21 protein-coding genes are annotated in these 19549 nt (G+C 70.6%); 8 read left to right on the top strand and 13 right to left on the bottom strand.

The window, feature by feature from the left end; all coding sequences use genetic code 11:
• Positions 1–25: 25 nt before the first annotated feature.
• Together NZH93_RS29985 and NZH93_RS29980 are read left to right on the top strand one after the other, a co-directional pair.
• Entirely contained in the window at positions 26–2440 is a 2415-nt protein-coding gene (locus tag NZH93_RS29985; RefSeq protein ID WP_259626594.1) for a glycoside hydrolase family 3 protein, read from the top strand.
• Positions 2441–2455: 15 nt separating this feature from the next.
• The gene (locus tag NZH93_RS29980; RefSeq protein ID WP_259626593.1) at positions 2456–3037 is read left to right on the top strand and encodes a class I SAM-dependent methyltransferase; all 582 of its coding nucleotides are present in this window, start codon (positions 2456–2458) and stop codon (positions 3035–3037) included.
• A gap of 4 nt (positions 3038–3041) precedes the next feature.
• Here NZH93_RS29980 and NZH93_RS29975 read toward each other — a convergent pair whose 3' ends face one another.
• The 4 genes from NZH93_RS29975 to NZH93_RS29960 all read right to left on the bottom strand — a co-directional run bounded on the left by NZH93_RS29975 (position 3042) and on the right by NZH93_RS29960 (position 7200).
• The gene (locus NZH93_RS29975) at positions 3042–3809 is read right to left on the bottom strand and encodes a hypothetical protein (RefSeq protein WP_259626592.1); all 768 of its coding nucleotides are present in this window, start codon (positions 3807–3809) and stop codon (positions 3042–3044) included.
• Between the two features lie 211 nt (positions 3810–4020).
• Complete coding sequence (locus tag NZH93_RS29970; RefSeq protein ID WP_259626591.1) at positions 4021–4458, bottom strand: response regulator; 438 nt, start codon at positions 4456–4458, stop codon at positions 4021–4023.
• Positions 4451–6001 carry a sensor histidine kinase gene (locus NZH93_RS29965; RefSeq protein WP_259626590.1) on the bottom strand — a complete coding sequence of 517 codons (1551 nt, stop codon included), beginning with the start codon at positions 5999–6001 and terminating at the stop codon, positions 4451–4453. Before NZH93_RS29965 ends, NZH93_RS29970 begins: the two co-directional genes overlap by 8 nt.
• A complete protein-coding gene (locus NZH93_RS29960) occupies positions 6001–7200 on the bottom strand; it encodes a PP2C family protein-serine/threonine phosphatase (protein ID WP_259626589.1) in 1200 nt (399 codons plus the stop codon). Before NZH93_RS29960 ends, NZH93_RS29965 begins: the two co-directional genes overlap by 1 nt.
• Positions 7201–7369: 169 nt before the next feature.
• On the opposite strand from NZH93_RS29960, the gene NZH93_RS29955 reads away from it, so the two are divergent.
• The gene (locus NZH93_RS29955) at positions 7370–8059 is read left to right on the top strand and encodes a lysophospholipid acyltransferase family protein (protein WP_259626646.1); all 690 of its coding nucleotides are present in this window, start codon (positions 7370–7372) and stop codon (positions 8057–8059) included.
• Between the two features lie 242 nt (positions 8060–8301).
• Here the strand turns inward: NZH93_RS29955 and NZH93_RS29950 are convergent, their stop codons facing one another.
• Positions 8302–9258 carry an SDR family NAD(P)-dependent oxidoreductase gene (locus tag NZH93_RS29950; protein WP_259626588.1) on the bottom strand — a complete coding sequence of 319 codons (957 nt, stop codon included), beginning with the start codon at positions 9256–9258 and terminating at the stop codon, positions 8302–8304.
• A gap of 415 nt (positions 9259–9673) precedes the next feature.
• Positions 9674–10111 (bottom strand): MarR family transcriptional regulator, encoded by a 438-nt coding sequence (locus tag NZH93_RS29945; protein ID WP_259626587.1) that lies wholly within the window; start codon positions 10109–10111, stop codon positions 9674–9676.
• 148 nt (positions 10112–10259) lie between these two features.
• Between NZH93_RS29945 and NZH93_RS29940 the strand changes: the two genes are divergently transcribed.
• From NZH93_RS29940 to NZH93_RS29930, 3 genes are read left to right on the top strand one after another with little or no spacing between them, the layout of a single operon-like run.
• Complete coding sequence (locus tag NZH93_RS29940; RefSeq protein ID WP_259626586.1) at positions 10260–10718, top strand: hypothetical protein; 459 nt, start codon at positions 10260–10262, stop codon at positions 10716–10718.
• A gap of 11 nt (positions 10719–10729) precedes the next feature.
• Positions 10730–11653 (top strand): helix-turn-helix domain-containing protein, encoded by a 924-nt coding sequence (locus tag NZH93_RS29935; RefSeq protein ID WP_259626585.1) that lies wholly within the window; start codon positions 10730–10732, stop codon positions 11651–11653.
• Entirely contained in the window at positions 11616–11786 is a 171-nt protein-coding gene (locus NZH93_RS29930; protein WP_259626584.1) for a DUF397 domain-containing protein, read from the top strand. Before NZH93_RS29935 ends, NZH93_RS29930 begins: the two co-directional genes overlap by 38 nt.
• A gap of 131 nt (positions 11787–11917) precedes the next feature.
• Here NZH93_RS29930 and NZH93_RS29925 read toward each other — a convergent pair whose 3' ends face one another.
• The 3 genes from NZH93_RS29925 to NZH93_RS29915 are packed head-to-tail and all read right to left on the bottom strand — an operon-like array spanning position 11918 to position 13918.
• On the bottom strand, positions 11918–12397 hold the full coding sequence (locus tag NZH93_RS29925) for a YkvA family protein (protein ID WP_259626583.1): 480 nt from the start codon (positions 12395–12397) through the stop codon (positions 11918–11920).
• 25 nt (positions 12398–12422) lie between these two features.
• Positions 12423–12632, bottom strand: a complete 210-nt coding sequence (locus tag NZH93_RS29920; RefSeq protein WP_259626582.1) for a hypothetical protein — start codon at positions 12630–12632, stop codon at positions 12423–12425.
• A 47-nt stretch (positions 12633–12679) separates the two neighbouring features.
• Positions 12680–13918, bottom strand: a complete 1239-nt coding sequence (locus NZH93_RS29915; RefSeq protein WP_259626581.1) for a glycosyltransferase — start codon at positions 13916–13918, stop codon at positions 12680–12682.
• Positions 13919–14125: 207 nt separating this feature from the next.
• Between NZH93_RS29915 and NZH93_RS29910 the strand changes: the two genes are divergently transcribed.
• Positions 14126–14590 (top strand): hypothetical protein, encoded by a 465-nt coding sequence (locus NZH93_RS29910; protein WP_259626580.1) that lies wholly within the window; start codon positions 14126–14128, stop codon positions 14588–14590.
• 190 nt (positions 14591–14780) lie between these two features.
• On the opposite strand, the gene NZH93_RS29905 is transcribed toward NZH93_RS29910, so the two are convergent.
• The 4 genes from NZH93_RS29905 to NZH93_RS29890 all read right to left on the bottom strand — a co-directional run bounded on the left by NZH93_RS29905 (position 14781) and on the right by NZH93_RS29890 (position 18805).
• Entirely contained in the window at positions 14781–16349 is a 1569-nt protein-coding gene (locus tag NZH93_RS29905) for an NAD(P)/FAD-dependent oxidoreductase (RefSeq protein WP_259626579.1), read from the bottom strand.
• Positions 16346–17122 carry a ferredoxin gene (locus NZH93_RS29900; protein ID WP_259626578.1) on the bottom strand — a complete coding sequence of 259 codons (777 nt, stop codon included), beginning with the start codon at positions 17120–17122 and terminating at the stop codon, positions 16346–16348. The genes NZH93_RS29905 and NZH93_RS29900 overlap by 4 nt, the downstream gene beginning before the upstream one ends.
• A gap of 275 nt (positions 17123–17397) precedes the next feature.
• Complete coding sequence (locus NZH93_RS29895; protein WP_259626577.1) at positions 17398–18141, bottom strand: DUF4142 domain-containing protein; 744 nt, start codon at positions 18139–18141, stop codon at positions 17398–17400.
• 13 nt (positions 18142–18154) lie between these two features.
• On the bottom strand, positions 18155–18805 hold the full coding sequence (locus NZH93_RS29890) for a COG4315 family predicted lipoprotein (protein ID WP_259626576.1): 651 nt from the start codon (positions 18803–18805) through the stop codon (positions 18155–18157).
• A gap of 226 nt (positions 18806–19031) precedes the next feature.
• Between NZH93_RS29890 and NZH93_RS29885 the strand changes: the two genes are divergently transcribed.
• Positions 19032–19547, top strand: coding sequence for a sigma-70 family RNA polymerase sigma factor (locus NZH93_RS29885; protein ID WP_259626575.1), 516 nt, complete (start codon positions 19032–19034; stop codon positions 19545–19547).
• Positions 19548–19549: the final 2 nt, after the last annotated feature.

The following is a 19549-nucleotide window of genomic DNA, read 5'->3' as shown; positions in this document are numbered from 1 at the left end:
CGACCGCCCGCTCGGTAGGAGAACCATGAGCACGATCGAGACCGCCCTGGCCGCCCTCGACCTGGAAACCAAGGTGAGCCTCCTGGCGGGGCAGGACGTCTGGTCGCTGCCCGCCGTGCCGCACATCGGCCTCGGCTCGCTGGTCATGTCGGACGGCCCGATCGGCGTCCGCGGCACCAGTTGGGGCCCGGACGACCCGGCCGTCGTCCTGCCCAGCCCCACCGCGCTGGCGGCCACCTGGGACCCCGCGCTCGCCCGCCGGGTGGGCAGGCTGCTCGCGCAGGAGGCCCGCCGCAAGGGCGCGCACCTGCTGCTCGCGCCGACCGTGAACCTGCACCGCACCCCGTTGGGCGGCAGGCACTTCGAGTGCTACTCCGAGGACCCGCTGCTGACCGCGGAGATCGGCGTCGGCTACGTCCGCGGCGTGCAGGACGGGGGTGTCGGCGCGACCGTGAAGCACTTCGTGGCCAACGACTCCGAGACCGCCAGGTTCGTCCTCGACGCGGCGGTCGACGACCGCACGCTGCGCGAGGTGTACCTGGCGCCGTTCGAGGCCATCGTCAACGCGGGCGTGTGGGCCGTCATGTGCGCGTACAACGGCGTCAACGGCCACACCATGTCCGAGAACGACGCGTTGCAGAACGGCTTGCTCAAGGGGGAGTGGGGCTTCGACGGCGTCGTCGTGTCGGACTGGACGGCCGCGAAGACCACCGCCGCCACCGCGCTGGGCGGCCTCGACGTCGCCATGCCCGGCCCCGGCAACCCGTGGGGTCCCAAGCTGGTCGAGGCCGTGCGCGCGGGCGAGGTGCCGGAGTCCGTGGTCGACGAGATGGTCCGCCGCGTGCTGCGCCTGGCGGGCCGCGTCGGGCTGCTGGAGGGCGTCGAGCCCGCGGTGCCGGTCAGGCCGGAGGCGGTGGTCGACGGCGACGCCCTGGCCGAGGAGGTGGCCTCGCGGTCGTTCGTGCTGCTGCGCAACGACGGGACGCTGCCGCTGGCGTCCCCCACGGTCGCGCTCATCGGCGTGGCGGCGGAGGAGGCCCGGATCCTCGGCGGCGGCAGCGTCACGGTGTTCCCGCCGCACGTCGTGTCCCCTTTGGACGGTCTGCGCGCGCAGGGCGTCGAGCTGACCTACGAACCCGGCGTCGACCCGCGCACCAAGCTGCCTCCCGCGTATGGTCCGGAGTGGACGGACCCGGAGACCGGCGAAGCGGGCTTCCGCATGGTGTTCCGCGACGCGTCCGGCGCCGAACTCGGCAGGCTGCTGCTGGAAGCCGCCGTCACCGGGTGGACCGGCAAGATGCCCGCGGGTGTCGACGGCTCCCTGCTCGACTCCGTCGAGCTCAGCGCGTGGTTCCGCCCGCTGGTGTTCGGCGAGCACCGCTTCGGCGTCGGCGGCATCGGCGAGTTCGTGCTGACCGTCGACGGCGAGGTCCTCTACGACGACAAGCAGGTCGCCTACGACGACGACCCGGCGGCGGGCATCCTGCTGCACCCGGAGACCCGCGTGGCGACCACCGTCGAAGGTCCGGTGCTGGTCACGCTGCGCCACAAGACCTGGGTCCGCAAGGGCATCGGCGCCGTCGTCGGCATCACCCTCGGCCACGCCGAACCCGGTCCCACCGACGACGAGCTGATCCAGCGGGCCGTGGTCGCCGCGGCGGCGGCCCAGGTCGCCGTCGTGGTCGTCGCCACCACGGAGGAGGTCGAGTCCGAGGGCTTCGACCGCCGCTCGCTGGCGCTGCCCGGCAGGCAGGACGACATGGTCGCCGCCGTCGCCGCGGCCAACCCCCGCACCGTCGTGGTGGTCAACGCGGGCTCCCCGGTGGAGATGCCGTGGGTCGACGACGTCGCCGCGGTGCTGCTGACGTGGTTCCCCGGCCAGGAAGCGGGCGCGGCGCTGGCGAGCGTCCTCTTCGGCCACACCGAACCCGCGGGCCGCCTGCCCACGACGTGGCCGGTCCGCATGGCCGACTGCCCGGTCCTCGACGTGGACCCGGTCGACGGCGTCCTGGCGTACCGGGAGGGCCTGTTCATCGGCTACCGCGCCTGGGAGCGCCGCCCGGTCGCGCCCGCGTTCTGGTTCGGCGCCGGGCTGGGGTACACGACGTGGGACTACGAGTCGGTGACGGTCACGCCGTCGGACGCGCTCGCCACCGTGACGGTGTCCCTGCGGAACACCGGGGCCAGGTCCGGGCGCGAGGTGGTGCAGGTGTACCTGGTGCCGGACGCGCCCGCGGCCGACCGCCCGTCCCGCTGGCTGGCGGGCTTCGCGTCGGTGGAGGCCGGGGCGGGGGAGGTCGTGGAGGTCGTGGTCGAGCTGCCACGCCGTTCGGTGGAGGCGTGGGAGGACGGGGCCTGGGTGACGCTGTCCGGGGGCTACACGGTGGACGTGGGGCACGACTACGGCGACACGAGGCTGAGCGCCGCGCTGAAGGTGTGACCTAGGCTCGCGCGCATGACCACTCCGCCGGAGGACTGGGCCCGCTGGCGGGACCAGGTCGACCTCGGTTCCTACGACGACCGCTGGAAGCGCATGGCCGAGGCGGGGCAGGACCCGCACGGCGAGGCCGCGCTGGTCCTGGCCTACGCGCCGACGTCCGTGCTCGACGGCGGGTGCGGCACGGGCCGCGTCGGCATCGAGCTGGCGCGGCGCGGGGTGCGCGTGGTCGGGGTCGACGTGGACGCGGACATGATCACCGCCGCCCGCGCGAAGGCCCCGGAGCTGCGCTGGGAGCACGTCGGCCTGGACGTGATGGACCTCGGCGAGCGGTTCGACGTGGTCGTGCTCGCGGGCAACGTCATCCCGTACGCGGCGGCCGACGTCCGCGCGGCCGTCGTCGCGACCTGCGCGGCCCACCTGGAGGCAGGCGGCGGGTTGGTCGCGGGCTTCGGCCTGCGACCGGGCTGGCCGTCACTCGCCGACTACGACGCGTGGTGCGCCGCGGCGGGGCTGGAACGGGAAGACCGCTGGTCCACGTGGGACCGCGAGCCGTACACCGGTGGCGGCTACGCGGTGAGCGTCCACCGGAAGCATTGAGGGCTCAACGCTTCCCGGCCACGACAGCGGAGGCGATCACGTCCTCGAGCTTCTCGTACCACGAGTTGTCGTAGTCGTTCTGCTGGACGAAGACGGTTCCCTCCGGCGAAACCGCGAACCTCGACGAGGCGTCGAGGTCGTACCTGTCGAGGTACGGGGCACGCCCGGCGGAGGAGAGCCGGACCGATCCGGCGAAGCTCATGTTCTCGTCCAGTTCGACCTGGTCCAGGGTCCCGCTGTTCGGTCCGTGGTCCAGGATGTACCCCGAGTCCCCAGGGGTCAGTCCCGCCTTGCCGAACAGCTCGTGGGTGTCGACGCGCCAGTAGAACGGCACCCTGTCACGTCCTTGGGCGCGTTCGCGGTCCTGCGCCTTCGCCAGGGGTTCCATCGAGAAGCGGGTGCCGCCGACCCGGTACAGGAGCCCGTCATCGCGGACGTGCAGCCTGTTCAACTGCCAGATCCGCGCCACGACCTCGTAGCGGTTCCGGGATCCTCTCAGGCCGCTCAGGAAGCCGCGTTCCGCCCGCACGTACCGCAGGACGAACTCGGGGCCTACCCGCGCCTTCTCGAAGTGCTGAACCGCCTGCCGGAGCAGGTCCCTCGCGGCGGCGACACCGACCGGCACCATCCGGTCCGAAGTGGCCTTGCCCGCCCGTGCCCGCGCGTCGGCCTGGTCGGCTTCCGACTGAGCCCTCCGCAGCGCGTCGTCCAACGACATGGAGTTCGTCTCCTCGCTGGTGGTCCGACCCGTGGTGACGGCGAACGCCGTCAACGCTCAGTCGGCTCCCCGCTCGGATGCGTTACGGCCGAGGCGCGAACGCCGACGACCCCCGCGCGCCGGGGATCAGCGCCGAGGGGCCGGCTGCGACGGCCTCCCGCGCCGCGACCGGCCCGGAGGGCGGAGCGTGTCGAACTTGCCGCGTGCGCTGGAGCCCTTGTTCATGACGATCAACTACCCGACGCGGCGGCGGGTCAAACCAAGGTCATCGCGGGAGCTTCACGACCGTGACGAAGAAGTCGTCGATCTGCCGCACGACCTCGATGAACCGGTCGAAGTCCACCGGCTTGGTCACGTAGGCGTTGGCGTGCAGGTTGTAGCTGCGGAGGATGTCCTCCTCCGCCTCCGACGTCGTCAGCACCACCACGGGGATCGACCGGAAGCGCTCGTCGGCCTTGACCTCGGCCAGCACCTCGCGGCCGTCCATGCGCGGCAGGTTGAGGTCGAGCAGGATCAGGCCGGGCCTCGGGGCGTTGGCGTGCTCGCCCTCGCGGCGCAGGAACTGGAGCGCCTCGACGCCGTCGCGGACGATGTGCAGCGAGTTGCGGATCTTGTGGTGCTCGAAGGCTTCCTGCGTCATCAACGCGTCGCCGGGATCGTCCTCGACCAGCAGGACGTCGATCACGCTCAGTGAGTCATTCATTGGGGGTCTCGGATTTCTCGACGACGGGCAAGGTGAACTTGAAGGTGGTGCCGGTGTCCTGGCTGGTGTCCAACCAGATGGTGCCACCGTGGTACTCGATGATCTTGCGACACATCGCGAGGCCGATGCCCGTGCCGGGATAGGCGTCCTTGTGGTGCAAGCGCTGGAAGATGACGAAGATCCGCTCGGCGTACTCGGTGTCGATCCCGATGCCGTTGTCGTGGCAGGTGAACGTCCAGAACCCCTCGGTGCGCTCCACCGCCATCGTCACGACCGGTGGCTCGTCGCCGTGGAACTTGAGCGCGTTGCCGATGAGGTTCTGGAAGACCCCGCCCAGCAGGGACGCCTCGCCGCGCACGGTGGGCAGGTCGTCCGGGAGGTCGATCACCGCCCCCGACTCCTGGATCGCCGGGGACAACGAGCCGACGACCTGGCCGACCACCTCACCCAGGTCGACGAGGGTGTGCTCGCGGGCCATGCGGCCGACCCGCGAGAACGCCAGCAGGTCGTTGATCAGCACCTGCATGCGCTTGGCGCCGTCGACGGCGAACCCGATGTACTGGTCGGCCCGCTCGTCGAGCTGGCCGCCGTAGCGCCGTTCCAGGAGCTGGCAGAAGCTCGCGACCTTGCGCAGGGGCTCCTGGAGGTCGTGCGAGGCGACGTAGGCGAACTGCTCCAGCTCGGCGTTGGACCGCTGCAACTCGGTGGACTGGGCGTCGAGCCGCTCGTGGGCCTCGCGGACCGAGTCGAGGTCCTTGACGATCCGACCCCGCATGCCGTCGATGTCGTGGCCGAGCATCACGATCTCGCGCGGCCCGGTCACGTCGACCGCCCGCTGGAAGTCACCGGACGCGACGGTCCTGACCTGCTCGGCCAGGCCCGCCAGCGGCAGGATCAGGATCCGGTACAGCACGACGGCGACGACCGCGATCAGCACGACCAGCAGCAGGCCGACGCCCATGGACAGCCACAGGACCGTGTCGGCGGCCCGGTCGAGCCTGGCGCGGGCCGCGTCGACGTCCACGGCCATCCGGACTTCCAGTTCCTTCGCGGTGTTCCGCACGCTGTCGAACAGGGTCTTGCCCTGCTCGGCGGACGCCGTCGTCAGGCTGGGGCCGGTGGCGCGGATCTGGGCGATCACCGGCTCGGCGTAGGTCGAGCGCCACGTGCCCGCGCGCTCCTGGATCAGGTCCAGCTCGGCCGTGTACTCCGGGAACTCGGTGCCGAGGCGGGAGCGGGCCGCGTCGAACGCGGTGCGCTCGTCGGCCTGACCTGACAGGTAGGGCGCCAGGAACTCGTCGCGGCCGCTGAGGGCGAACCCGCGCACCCCGGTCTCCTGGTTCACGTACGAGGTCGACAGCTCCTGCACGTGCCTCCTGGCCGGGCCGATCTCCTCCAGCACGAGCAGGCGCGCGTCGGTGAGCTGGGACAGCGACAGGGCGATGGCGCCCACCGCTCCGCCGGACACGAGGATCAGGATCGCCACGGCGGCGAACAGCAGCCTCTTGGCTGGCCACCGGGTGGTGTGGTCCGGCGAGGTCATCAGGTCCTTTCCGAGAGCAGCAGGACGGCCATGTCGTCGTCCAGTTCGCCGCCGTTGAGGTCCTCGACGCGGGCGATGAGCGTGTCGAGGAGCCAGGGCTGCCTGCGCGGCCAGTCGGGGTCGTTGCCCGCCAAACCCTCGATGAGCGAGATGAGCCGCTCCGAGCCGAGCCGTTCGGTGTCGCCGACGACCCGGCCCTCGACCAGGCCGTCGGTGTAGAGCATCAGCGTCCAGTTCGGCGGCAGCGGCACGTCAAGGCCGCTCCACGTGCTGTCCTGGAGCACGCCCAGCGGCAGGCCCGCCCGGTCGCGCGGCAGCTCCACGACCCGGTCGCCGACCAGCAGCATCGGTTCGGGGTGGCCCGCCAGGTAGACGCGGGCCCAGCGGCGGTCCGGGGAGATCGTCACCATGCACGCCGTGGTGAACAGGCCGGGCTGGTGGCGTTCGTGCACGAGGATCTGGTGCAGCGTGCGCAGCACCTTCCACGGCTCCTGCTCGGCCAGCACGAGCGCGCGCCACGCGATGCGCAGGCACACGCCCAGCGCGGCCTCGTCCGGCCCGTGGCCGCAGACGTCGCCGATGATGAGCTGGAGGGTGCCGTCGGACAGCCGGACCGCGTCGAAGAAGTCGCCGCCGAGCAGCATCCGGCTCCCGCCGGGCCGGTAGCGGGACTCCATCGCCAGGTCGTCGCCGTGCATGATCGGCGACGGCAGCAGGCCGCGTTCCAGCCGGGTCTTCTCGGCCGCGTGGAGCTGCTCGTCGCGGAGCTGCCTGGTGATCTCCTCCGCGCGCTTGCGCTCGACGGCGTAGCGGATGCCCCTGATCAGCATCTCGCCGTCGACCTGGCCCTTGACCAGGTAGTCCTGCGCCCCGGCCGCGACCGCCCGCGTGCCCTGCTGCTCGTCGGTCAGGCCGGTGAGAACGATGATCGCGGCGGGCGAGGAGTGCCTGAGGAGGCGGCGCAGACCGTCCAGACCGGTCGTGTCGGGCAGGCCGAGGTCGAGCAGCACGCAGTCGGCCAGCGGCAGGAGCCCCTCGGCTTCCTGGAGGCTCCGGGCGCGCGACAGGTCGACCGGCGCGGCGGCGTCCTCCAGGAGGGCTTCGACGAGGACCGCGTCCCCCTCGTCGTCCTCGACGAGCAGCACGCGGACCGGTCGGGTCGCGATGGCGACCGGTTCCGCTTCGGTGAGGCTGGGCACGAGCGGGGAGAGTAGTCGACCGAGATCAGCGCGGCTGCGAAGGCGAGCGTTCGCGGGTCCCGGTGGCGGCCCCGCAGGCGCCTGACCAGGACCCGGCTGGAACCACTTCCGGACCGACACCGAAGATCCTGGTGTGAACGAGTCCTCGAAGGCGCTGACCGTGCGCGAGATGGCGGCGCTGACCAAGCGGCTGCCCCGGCGTGAACGCGGGTTCTGGTTCGGGTCGGCCATCGACGTCCTGTGGCCGCTCGTGGTGCTGTTCATCCCGATGCGGATGACCGGTCACGAGCACGTGCCGAAGACCGGCGGGGTGCTGCTGGCGTTCAACCACATCTCCTTCGCCGACCCGGTCAGCTCGACGGTGTTCGCCCTGGTGTCCGGGCGGGTGCCCCGCTACCTGGCCAAGGCGAGCCTGTGGAGGCTGCCGCTGGTCGGGTCCATCATGCGGTCGGGCAGGCACGTGCCGGTCGACCGCGGCACGGAACGCGCGGGCGAGGCCCTCAGCGGCGCCCAGGGGGCCGTGGCGGCAGGCGAGTGCGTGGCCGTGTACCCCGAGGGCACGTTCACCAACGACCCCGACGGCTGGCCGATGACGGGCAAGTCCGGCGTGGCGCGCGCGGCCCTGATCAGCCGCAAGCCGGTGATCCCCGTCGCGCAGTGGGGCACCCAGCGCCTGCTGCCCAGGGGCTCGTTCCTGCCCCGCCCGCTGCCGCGCAAGCGCGTCGACGTCGCCGCCGGGCCCGAGGTCGACCTGTCCGACCTCTACGACCTGCCCCTGTCCAAGGAGGTGCTGGACAAGGCGACCGCGCGCATCATGGCCGCGATCACCGACCTGCTGGCGGGCATCAGGGCGCGGTGATCGCGGCCGACCCGACCTGGAGACCCCCCTGCGCGAACCAGTCGCCCCCAGGTCGAGCCGACCCGGTGACCGACCCGCCCGGCCGGCGCGTCCCGATCACCCACCTCCGTTGTAGTGCACGTTCGTTGTCCGGGCACGGCGTACGTCGGATGGCGGACAACCCCCGGACAACTCGGCCGCCACGGGTGACGCGGGCCGGACGGCACCGGACCAGCGCTCTTGGGCCCCTGCCGTGCGGTTGGCTACCGGGTGGCGGTCTCGCAGAACGTCCACAGCGCTAGACGGTCCTCCTCGGACTCGTGCTGCCACGGCAGGAAGTGCGTCGGCCTGACGCGGCGGTCGTGCCAGAACTTCCCGTTCTCGCGGCCGGCCTCGGCCGACGCGGCCAGCCAGACGATCGTGTCCGCGCCCTGCTCAGGGGTGCGGAGCAGCGGTTTGGTCACCCGGTGGAACCTCGGCAGCGACGTGCTGACACCAGGCGTGTCCGCCCAGCCGGGGTGCATGCTGTGCACGACCACGCCGTCGACCCGCAGCTCCTCGGCCCACAGCTCGGCCAGCACGACCTGCATCCGCTTGACCCTGGAGTACGCCTTGGCACCGGCGAACTCGCCCTCGCGGTACTCGGGGTCGTCGATCCGCAGCGACTGGCTGTACATGCCGCCTGACGACACGAAGACCACCCGGCCGTCGAGGGACGCCTTGAGCGCGGGGGAGAGGAGTCCGGTCAGCAGGTGCGGGCCCAGGACGGCCGTCGCCAACGCGACCTCGTGACCGTCTTCGGTCTCGGCGCGTTCCGGCGGCAGGACACCCGCGTTGTGCACCAGCACGTCGAGCTGACCGGCGAAGGAGTCGCCGAACTCGCGCACGGCCGTGAGGTCGCTCAGGTCACACCGACCGACGTGCAGCTCCGCGCCGGGTACGGCGTCGAGGATCTCGGCTTTCGCCCGCTCACCCTTGGTGACGTCACGAACCACCAGATGCACCACCGCACCAAGCCTCGCCAGCCCCACAGCGGCAGCCTTGCCCAACCCCGAATTGGCCCCGGTGACCAGCGCCACTCGACCCTTGAGCGCGTCGGAAGGCGGATCAGCGGCCCAAAACCGCTTCCGCGCCTCAAAGCCGAGCCGCGAGTAGCCCGGCCCGATGGTCCGGTCCATCGCCCAGTCGACCGCACCTGTCACCACGTTCGTCACTGTCACGGTTCGACGGTAGTGGCGGTGGGGGGTGGGCGCTGAAGGAGCGAGGGGGGTGGTGGCCAGCGGGGGAGGGGGTGGGAGGTGGTGTTGGAGGTGTGGCCCTGCGTGGTTGGTGGACGCCGGTCGTGGCCGGGCAGCGGCTGGCAGGGGGCGCGGCGGGGGCCGCTCAAGTGGGGCTGCGGCGGGGGCCGCTGAAGAGGGCCACGGCGGGGTCGCTGAGGGGTGCGGAGGAGGCGCTGAAGGGGCGGCGGTTGTCGGTGACCGGGTTCGCCTTCGGTGGGAGTGGTCTGGTGAGCGCTGTAGGGCCGGCGCAGCCGGTCGCTGGTTGCCGGGTCCCGTCGTCCCTGGCCGACTTTGCCTCCTCGTCGTCGTCGCTTCCGCTCCCAGCCACCTAGCGACGTTGATCGTCCCTTGTGGACTATTTCTTGACGGTGAGTTTTGCCGTCTGTTCCTTGAGCACGTCCACCGTGCGGTCGACGAAGTCGGAGATGATCTTCTGTTCGGCGGGGGAGTAGCGGGTCATCATCGCGGCCATCGCGGCGCTCAGGTCGGTGAAGACGTTGCTGTGTGCGTTGTGACCTGGGGTGGTGGGGGTGACCAGTACTCGTCTGCGGTCGTTCGGGTCCGGCTCTCGTCGTACCAGTCCGGCTCCTTCCAGACGGTCGACCATGCCGGTCACCGCGCCTGGCGTGAGGCCGATCTCCTTCGCCAGCGCGCCTGCGGTCAGCGGGCCGCCGCGCAGCAGCGTGAGCGCCCGCTGATCACCCGCGCTCACCCCGAGCTTCTGCCCGACGGCCTCGTGGAACATGACCACCGCCGTGCTCAGCTCGCGCCCTACCGCCGCGCTCTTGTCCATGAGCGGTACTTTACCTGGCTCGATAGTTTAGTATACTCAAGTAAAATGTTGAGAGGGGTGAAGGATTGTGGTGAGTGGCCGGGGAGGCGAAGTGCGGCGGTCAGTGGAGGTGCCTCGGTGGGCGTGGCGTTTCTACTGTCGGCATTTCGTGCTGGTGGTCGGTTTGTCGTTGGTGGGGTCGGTGCAGCGGCTGGTGGTGGTTGGGCGGGACGTGCCGGTGTTGCTGGCGGTTGGGTCGGAGGTGGTGGTGCTGGCTGCTCGGGTGTTGTTGGTGGTGCTGGTCTGGCGGCTCGCGTTTCGCGGGGTGTCTTGGGGGTGGGGGAACGTCGGGCGGTTCGTTCGGACGCGGTGGCGGGCGCTCGTGCTTCAGGTTGGGCTGCTGTCGGTGGCGTTCCTGGTGTTCGACGTCGGTGCTGAGGCGCTCGTCGGGCGGGATGGTCTGGCGTTGCTGCTGTTCCTCAAGAACCCGACGGTGATCGCGCTGACGGTGATCTGGTGGGTCGGCCTGCTCCGTCAGATTTTGACCAACGGTCAAGAACCCGCTCCAGGTACCTCCTTGGAGTGGAATGTCCCATCGGGCAAGGGTTTTGGGAGCGATGGGCGTTAGCTTCAGGTGTCATGGACGTACACCTCGACGCCGAGCCGCACACCCGGCCGACCACCGCGCGCAGCCGGGAACTGGGCCAGGAACTCCACCTGGCCCGCATGCGGGCCAACCTGACGGCCACCTCGGTTGCCGAGGGGTTGGGATGGTCGGCGGGCAAGATCAGCAAGATGGAGAACGGATGGCGTGGCACCAGTTCCTGGGACTACGGCACGTTGCTGGGCAAGTTGGGGGCGGATCACCAGACCAGGGAAAGAGTTCGGCGCATAGCTTCCGAACAGGACATCGGACACTTCATCCGGGCGCATGACGGACGGCTTTCGGACAACCTGCTGTGCCTGATGATCCACGAGCGTGCGGCGCGGACGCTGCGCGTGTACGAGCCGATGCTCATCCCTGGGCTCCTCCAGACCGAGGCGTACGCGAGAGCGGTCATCGCCCAGTACGGACCGCTGACGGCCGAGCAGAACGAGTTCTTCGTCGAGGCTCGCTTGGAGCGGCAACAGGTGCTGTGCGGGACCAGGGCGCCGGACGCGGTCTTCTACATCCACGAGGCCGCCCTGCAATCGGCGGTCGGTGATGGTCGGGTCATGCACGACCAGATGATGCGGTTGGCCTTCATGTGCGAGTGGAAGCGGGTGCGACCGAGGGTGGTTCCGCTGTGCGCTCCGGGACACGCCGCGCTGCTCCACTCGTACAACCTGATGACCTTCGCGAAGCCGATCAGACCGGTCGCGTACGCGGAGAACGATGTCTCGACCGTCTTCACGGAGGAGGAGTTGGCGATCAAGGCATACCGGCGCAAGGGGGATGTCCTGGAAAGCCTGGCACTGGATGCGGGACAATCACGGTCAGTGTTCGTCCACTGGGCGGACGTCTACGACCGTCGAGAGGACCGCGATGGACCTGAACTGGCGCAAGAGCAGCTACAGCGGTGACCCCAATGGCAGTTGCGTCGAAGTCGCCCAGCCAGGGCCGGGTGTGCTGGTGCGGGACTCCAAGAACTCCACCGGGCCGGTGCTTGCGTTCTCGGTGGTCCAGTGGCGGGCGTTCCTGGAGGCTCTCGACTAGGTCGGCGGCAACCAGGGCAGCGGCGACTCGGCAGGCGGCGACTGGGCTGGGGCTAGCTGGGGCATCGGCACCGAGGCCAGCGGCAACCAGGCCAGCGGCAAGCAGGTCGTCGGCGCCGAGGTCAGCAACACCTACGTCGGTGGCAACTGGGTCTGGCCCTTGCGGTCTTTCTCCCAGCGCAGGTACACGCCGGTCGCGGCCGACACGCTGGAGAGCAGCCACACCGCCACGCCTGCGTCGTCGGTCACCCCGAGGATCGGCAGCAGTTCCGGGATGACGTCGATCGGGGAGACCAGGTACACCAGGGCGAAGCCCCACAGTGCCATGCGGCCCTTGGGCAAGCCCTGGTAGCCGTCCTTGCGCGCTGCCCTCAACAGGCGGGGCAGTGCTCGTGCGCGGTCGAAGACGTTGCCGATCGGTTCCGGTTCGCCGCGGGCTACGCGCCTTCGGCGGGCCTGTGCGCGGCGGAGGAAGCCTAGGCCGATCGAGGCCGCGCCGATCACCAGCAGGCCGATGCCCAAGCCTAGCGGGGGCACGCCGAGGACGTCGGCGTCGCGGAACGCGAGCGTCACCAAGCCCAGCAGGGCCAGGAGGGCGCCGAAGAAGACCATGCCCCGAACCTTATCGGTCGCGGGGCTACCTCCGCCGATCGTTGACGGCGATCACCATCAGCGCGACGGCGCACAGGCCGCACGCCGCCGCCGTGACGCTGCGCCAGAGGGCCGAGTCGCCCACGGCCAGCACGCCGTTCCAGACGGCCAGTGCCAGGAACACCAAAGCCAGCAGCACGAGGGCCACGGGCCAGCTCGATCGTCCCTTGCTCGGCAGGTCGCCGCGTTGGCTCATGCCTGTTGAGCGTTCCCGCGGGCCGGTCCGTTACTCGGTCCGTTACTTCAGGCCGGAACGCTCCAACCGAGACGCGGCTCGGACTCCTCGTTGTAGCCGATCCAGTGGCCCTCGTGGAACACCGACGGTGCCGCCGTTCGGCCGAACGAGATGCTCCGCGACCTGACCGCTTCGACCGTTTCGGCGGCCTGCCGGTCCAGCAGCACGTCGATCCGAGGCCCGTCCAGGCCCTCGATCTCGTCCCAGAACGTCAGCACGCGGTTCACGTACAGCGCCACCAGGTGGTCGCGGGTCGACTCCAGGTCACCCGCCGCGACACCGGCGACGGCGTCGGCGAGGAGCAGCGGCCACTCGTCCGTGCCGACCCGCAGACCCCAAGGCGCGGCACGGAGGTCGCGCGCGGCCGGGAAGAGGTCGCTGACGCCCTCCCAGCGGTCCGCCAGGTACCGACCCACCTGATGGGTCACGTGGGCCACCACGACCGGATCAGGGCGCACCGAGGCGCTGTCGATGGCGGCGCGGGCGACCTCGTCGCGCGGCGCGGGCGGGCGGACGCCGTCGGTGTGCAGCAGGACGTGGAACAACGAGTCCAGCACCTGCTGGGGCAGCCGCAGGATCTTCGGGAACGGCGAGTTGTGCAGCTTGCGCCCCAACGGGACCTCGACCACGCGCAGGTCCTCCCGCAGCGCGTTCGCCGTCAGCCACACGTCGATGCCGTACAGGTACGAGCTGGCGGGCCGCGCCCACGTCCTGGCGCGCTCGATGAACGCGCGGTTGAACGCGAACTCGCCACCGATCGGCTGCTGCACGTGGACGCCGTACACGGCGGCCAGCAGCGGGCTGGCGAGGTGGTTGGTGGTGTTGGCCTCGAACCTGTTGCGGCGGTAGGCGGGCACGGCGATCGTCGGTTCCGGACCGTCCACGGCGCGCGCCAGCCGGTCGATCCACTCCGGCTCGGTCGACCGGACGTCGGCGTCCAGCAGCAGCACCCGGTCGGCGCCCAGCAGCGCGCCCTGGTCCAGGATCTCGAACACGTTGGTGCCCTTGCCGGTGCCGATCCCGCCGGACCGGACGACCACCTTCTCCACCGCCAGCTCGGTCGCCTCGAAGCGCTCGGCCGTGCCGTCCGTGCTGCCGTTGTCGGCCAGCACCACGACGTTGCGGCCGTCGGGGAACGCCGCCCGCAGGCCCGCGTCCGCCGCTCGGGCCACCGCGGCCACGGTGGTCGCCTCGTTGCGCGCGGGGATCCCCACGACGGTCACCGCTGCGGTCCTGTTCGTCGGCATTGACACCACAACTCCCCGAGCTCGTTCGCCTGTTCGGCGTCAAGTGTTCCCCGGAATGCTGAGCACCGGTCATTACCCCGGTTGGTCGCGCAGGTGAACAGTGCCCGCGGGGGGCTTGTTCGGCATCCGGCGTTCCTCCGCCGCCCACCATCTTCGTGTGCTACCCATGGCAGAGCCGATACAGGGGGGCTCAGCATGGTGCAGGACGTGCGCATCACCGATCTCGAGGACGAGGTCCGGGCACTGCGCAAGCAGGTGGAGGAACTCAGGCGCTCCGACGGCGTCGTCGTGCCGCCGTGGCTGCCGGTGGCGTTCGGGCCGGTCCGGCCGCAGGACCTGCCGACCGTGACCAGCTCGTCGTTCGAGACGGTCTGGGAGGCGCGGTTCACCAAGCTCTACCCGTTCGTCGCGCTGACGACGGTCCAGGGCTGCGACGAGGGCACGGTGGGGGCCGCGCAACTCGTCGCCACCGACCTCGGCACGGGCGAGGAGGAAGTGGTCGACGCGTGGCCGCTCGGCGTCGGCGTCGCCTGGGCCAGACGTGGACCGTACGAGCTGCCGGACGACAGGTACCCCGGCGAGGTGCGGCTGTCCATGAGGTACCGCAGGAGCGGGGGACCGGGCGCGGTGCGGGCGTCCGTGGTGGACGCCGCCCAGCACCCGGCCGACTAGGCCTGGACCGATCGGTCTGGCAGGGCTCGGCGGGGCCGGTTGGGACAGAACGACCCGACCCGAACGACCCGCCCCGAAGGAACCGACCGGTTCGCGCGGGTTCGCCGTGGACTCCACGGCCCCGAACAGACCGCCGCCCCGTGCCCCGGACGAACCGGGGGCACGGGGCGGGTGGACTCGACCGGATCCGCTACCGGGGCGGGCGGGCGCCGCTGCGCCCACCACCTCCGCCGGAGCGCACCAGCAGCCTCGGCTGGCCGCCGGACCGGGACCGCGGGGCCTGGGTGCGGCGGGGGAGGAACGCCTCCGCCATCGCGGCCTCCAGTTCGCGCTCCTGCTCCTGGTCCTCCAGTTCCGGCCGGTACTCCGCCGCGGGGGCGGCGTACTGCGGGTACTGGGGCTCCGGCACGGGCTCGTACCGCGGCTGGGGCTCGCGCCTCGGCGGCTCCTGCACGACGGGCTGCGGCGGCGCGGGCCGTTCCTGCGGCACCTCCTGGCGGGGCTGCTCGGCCACCGGCTGCGGCTGCTCGCGCCGCTGGAGGTGCTGCGTGAGCGTCTCCTGGCGGTCGGGCCGGTTCACGGTGTTCTGCTGGAAGAGCTGCGGCGACAGGCGGATCAGGGCACCGGGGGAGTCCAGCGCGACCATCGCGACGAGCTTGCCGTCCTTGATGAACCCGGTGATCGTGCGGTGGTCGCCGGTCGGCTGCGACAGCGTCGTCGTGTCCGTCGCCAGCGACGCCAGACCCGCGCCCTGGATGCGCATGCCGTACTGCTCGGTCCAGAACCGTGGCACCGGCGTGTACGGGCGGGAGCTCTCCCGGCCCACCAACAGGTTCTCCGCCGCCGCGCGGCCCATCTCCACCGCGTTCAGCCAGTGCTCGACGCGGCGTTGGACGCCGCCGAAGCGCAGGTTCGGCCAGCGGGCGACGTCACCGCAGGCCACCACGTCCGTGCCGCCGACCACGTGCGTGCTCGTCTCGCACATGACGCCGTCCTCCAGCACCAGGCCGGAACCGCGCAGCCACGAGATCGAGGGCACCGAGCCGACCGCGAGCACCACGACGGCGGCGAACAGCACCTGGCCGTCGGACAGGTGGATCGCGATGCCGTTGGCCTGGCGCATCCAGTGCAGGATCTTCACGCCCATCGCCAGGCGCGTGCCCTTGGCGCGGTGGGTCTCGGTGACGTACTCGCCGATCTCCTTGCCGGTCGCGCCGCCCAGCAGCGTGTTGCCGCGGTTGATGATCGCCACGTCGCGGCCCATGCCGCGCACCGAGGCCGCGATCTCGCAGCCGATCAGGCCGCCGCCGATGACGACGACGAGGCCCTGCGTCGAGGCGATCGAGTTGCGGATCGCGATGGCGTCGTCGACCGTCCGCAGCACGTGGACGCGCTGGTCCTGGCGCGGGGCGCCCGGCATGTGCCGGGACTCCACGCCGGTCGCGATGATCAGGCCGTCGTAGCGGACCTCTTCCCCGCCAGGGAGTCCCACCACCCGTCGACCGGTGTCGAGGGACTCGGCGGGCACTCCCAGCCGCCAGGTCGCCTCCATCTCGTCGCTGATCTTGAAGCCCAGCTCGCGCGGGTTCAGCTCGCCGGTGATGACTTCCTTCGACAGGGCCGGTCTGTGGTAGGGCTTGTGCCGCTCCGCCGAAAGGATCATCAGCTCGCCGCCGAAACCCAGTTCCCGCAAGCGTTCACCGGCACGCAGCCCCGCCAGGCCACCGCCGACGATGACCACTCGTTCCTCCGCCTTCACCGCACACGCTCCCGCAGTTCGATCGCCCGCATGGGGCAGGACCTGGCCGCCGTGCGCGTCTTCGCGTACAGCTCGGGCGAAGGCCTGCGCTCGTAGGTCAGCCTGTTGTCGTCGATGAGTTGGAACACTTCCGGTGCCTCGGCCTGGCACACGCCGTAGCGGTGGCACCGGTGGTTGTCGACGCTGACATCCATCGCGTTCCCGCCGCCGGTCGGCTCGGGCTCGAAGCCCGGCTCGGGCTCCATCATCCCCAGTCGCATCAGGATCTCCGGCGGCAGGAAGCGCGCGATGACGATCGTAGCGGTCGGGATCAAGATCGTCAGGCCCGCGAGCCACAGGATCGCCAGGTTCCCGTTGGCGATGGCGCCGAACCAGGAGTGGACGATGGTGATGGTGACCGCCACGTAGGCCATCTGGTGGAACCGCAACCACTTGCGGTACAGGGCCTTCTTCCGCATCCCGACGGTGAAGGCGATGGCGATCATCAGTTCGAGCCCGACGATGCCGAGCGCGTGCCGGACGAGGCCGCCGCCCGCGAACGGGACGAGGATCTTGAGCAGGCCGAAGTCGATGGTCTTCAACATGGTGAAGCAGAAGGCGTGGAGGCTGCCGAACGCGATCGCCAGGGTCGCGAGCACCATGTGGGTGTTGCGGAGCCCTTGGGTACCGGTGATCTTGTGCGCCCAGCCGGTGGCGATGAGGACGCCCCAGGCGAGGGTCGCGCACATGGTCGCGTAGGCAAGACGGGCCGAGAGCTGCGCAACGCTCTTCACTCCGGCGTCTTGGTCGGCGCTTGCCTGAGCGAGCAGGAGCGGGACCTGGTTGAACACGTAAAACCTCCGAGAACGGCGGGGAGGAAGAAGACCTCGGGTGGTGCTGGTTGATCGTGGTGGGTGCGGTACCCGCCCGGCCTGGCGTGCAGGAGTGTTCACGCCAGGACGGACGGGCGGTGGAAACAGTTCCGCGATGGAAGTCGTTGGTGCTTCTAGTACCACCTCCTCCTCGGTAGCGGGAAGACCGGGGTGGGAACCCCGTCAGCGTGGACCGGTCAGTCTGCCTCGCGCCTCGGCTTCGTCAGGCGGAGCAACGTGACCGTGACGGTCGCTCCGATCAGGACGATGAGGCCGATCGACAGCAGGGTGGAGCCGCCACCGCCGAGCAGTCCGGACCGCGCCGACGCCAGCGCGGGATCCCCTGCCATGCCGGGCATCCCGCCCGCCGGGACCGGGTCGGACATCCCGGCCTGCGTGACCAGGCCGGTGCTCTCCAGCATCGTCATGTGCTTGGCGACGATGTTGTTGGTGGCCTGGGCGAAGTCGCGGATCGACTGGTTGCGGGTGCCCATGCGGACCTTGGCGACCTCGCCGAAGCCCTGGCCGTGCGCGGACCGCAGCCGGTTCGCGAAGGCGGTGTCGAAAGCCTTGCCGTTCAACCCCCGCAGTTCGTCGATCCAGGTCTGCTGGGTCGGGTTGACCGTCGCGGGCAACGGGACCTTCATCTTCGAGGCCAACGTCGCCAGCAGCTCGTCGAGCTTGCGGTGGTCGGCCGCGATCTGGAGGCCGACCTCGCGGACCCGCTTGTTCTGCGAGCGGGTCTGGGCCTCCTCGCCCACCGGGCCCTCCCACAGACTGGCCTGCTTCACCTTGATGAGCAAGTCCTTGTCGGCCGCGGAGATCGGGCCGAGCGGGGTCTGCTGGTCGGGACCGTCCTGCGCGGACGCGACACCGGTCGTCGCCAGCGCGAGCGTGATCACGAGGGCGCCGAGCGCGCCGAGGAAGCGGTGGACCGTCACGGGTTCACGCTCCTCAGTAGTCGCTGGCGCCGGGGCCGGACCCCGCGCCGGAGGGCTGCGTGCTCGCCGTGCCGGTGCCCGCGACCTTCCCGCCGTCGGGCGTGACCGCCCACCACGTGCCGCCCTTGCCCTGGCCGCTGATCCGGCCGGGGGCGCGGTCGCCGGTGTAGGTGTAGAGCGGCGAGCCCGCGAACGTGACCTGCGCCGTGCCGTCGGTGCGGGTGACCGTGCCGACCAGCCCGGCGTCCAGTTCCGACACCATCGTGCGCTCGGACGCGAGCACGGGCGGCCACGTCTTCGCGCACTCGCCGTCGCAGGTGGACTTCGACGGCTTCGCCGTGTCCTTGTCGAACCGGTAGACCGTGAAGCCGTGCGCGTTGACGACGAAGGCGCCGAGCTGCCGGGACTCCGACGCCGCGAGCATCCGGTTCGCCGAGTCGTTCGTGGGCTCCGCGCCCGCGGCGGCTGGAGGAGCCGCCTGCGGTGCCGTGGTGGGCCGGACGGCGACGGGAGCGTCGTTGCCGGATCCCGCCTGCGAGTAGCCCGCGTCGGGCGACTGCTGGGAGGGAGAGGCGCCCGTGACGGTGCCACAGGCGGAGGTCGCTACGAGCGCTGCGGCGGCGGGAACGAGGGTCAGGACCCGCCGGGTGCGATTGCCTAGCATCACGTAGAACCTTTCTCTCCTGTTCGGATCCGCCATTCGGAGCAGTGGCGACATGTGTCACCCCGACCCAAAGGAGCGGATACCTAGGAGTACGGTCCGCCTCGGATGAAGGTTCACAAACGATTAGAAAACTTTTCTTCCGTCAAAACTCTCGACTAGAAGGCGAACTCAAGCCAAGATGCGTGACGTGGCGCGGCACAGACGTACGCAAACTGAGCGCGATCAGATGTGGCAACCGGACGGAAGTCTGGAAGACGAACTGATCCGGCGGCTCTACCAAGAATTCGGCAGTCCCCTGCTGGGACACGCCATGCGCTTGACCGGTCACGACCGGCAATGGGCAGAGGACATCGTGCAGGAAACCCTCGTGCGGGCCTGGCGCAACGCGGAGAAGCTCGAGCGAGACCCCGTGTTGCTCCGATCGTGGCTGTTCACGGTGGCGCGACGGCTGGTCATCGACGACCGGCGGAAGCGCAGCGTGCGACCCCAGGAGTCCCAGTTGACGCCCTCGGACGAAGCGCCGGTGCGCGACGAGGCGGACCGCACGCTGTCCGCGATCGTCGTGGCCGAAGCGATGAGCGGACTGACCGAGGAGCACCGGGAGGCTATCCTCGAGACGTACCTGCGCGACCGGACCGTCGGCGAGGCCGCAGAGGTGCTCGGCGTGCCCGCGGGTACGGTGAAGTCCAGGGTTTACTACGCACTTCGCGCCCTTCGGCGGGCACTGCAGGATCGGGGCTGACC

Source organism: Umezawaea endophytica, from assembly GCF_025061645.1.
GTDB lineage: Bacteria > Actinomycetota > Actinomycetes > Mycobacteriales > Pseudonocardiaceae > Umezawaea > Umezawaea endophytica.
The sequence above is the reverse complement of the archived record's forward strand: the minus strand, read 5'-3'. Positions and strand labels throughout refer to the sequence as shown.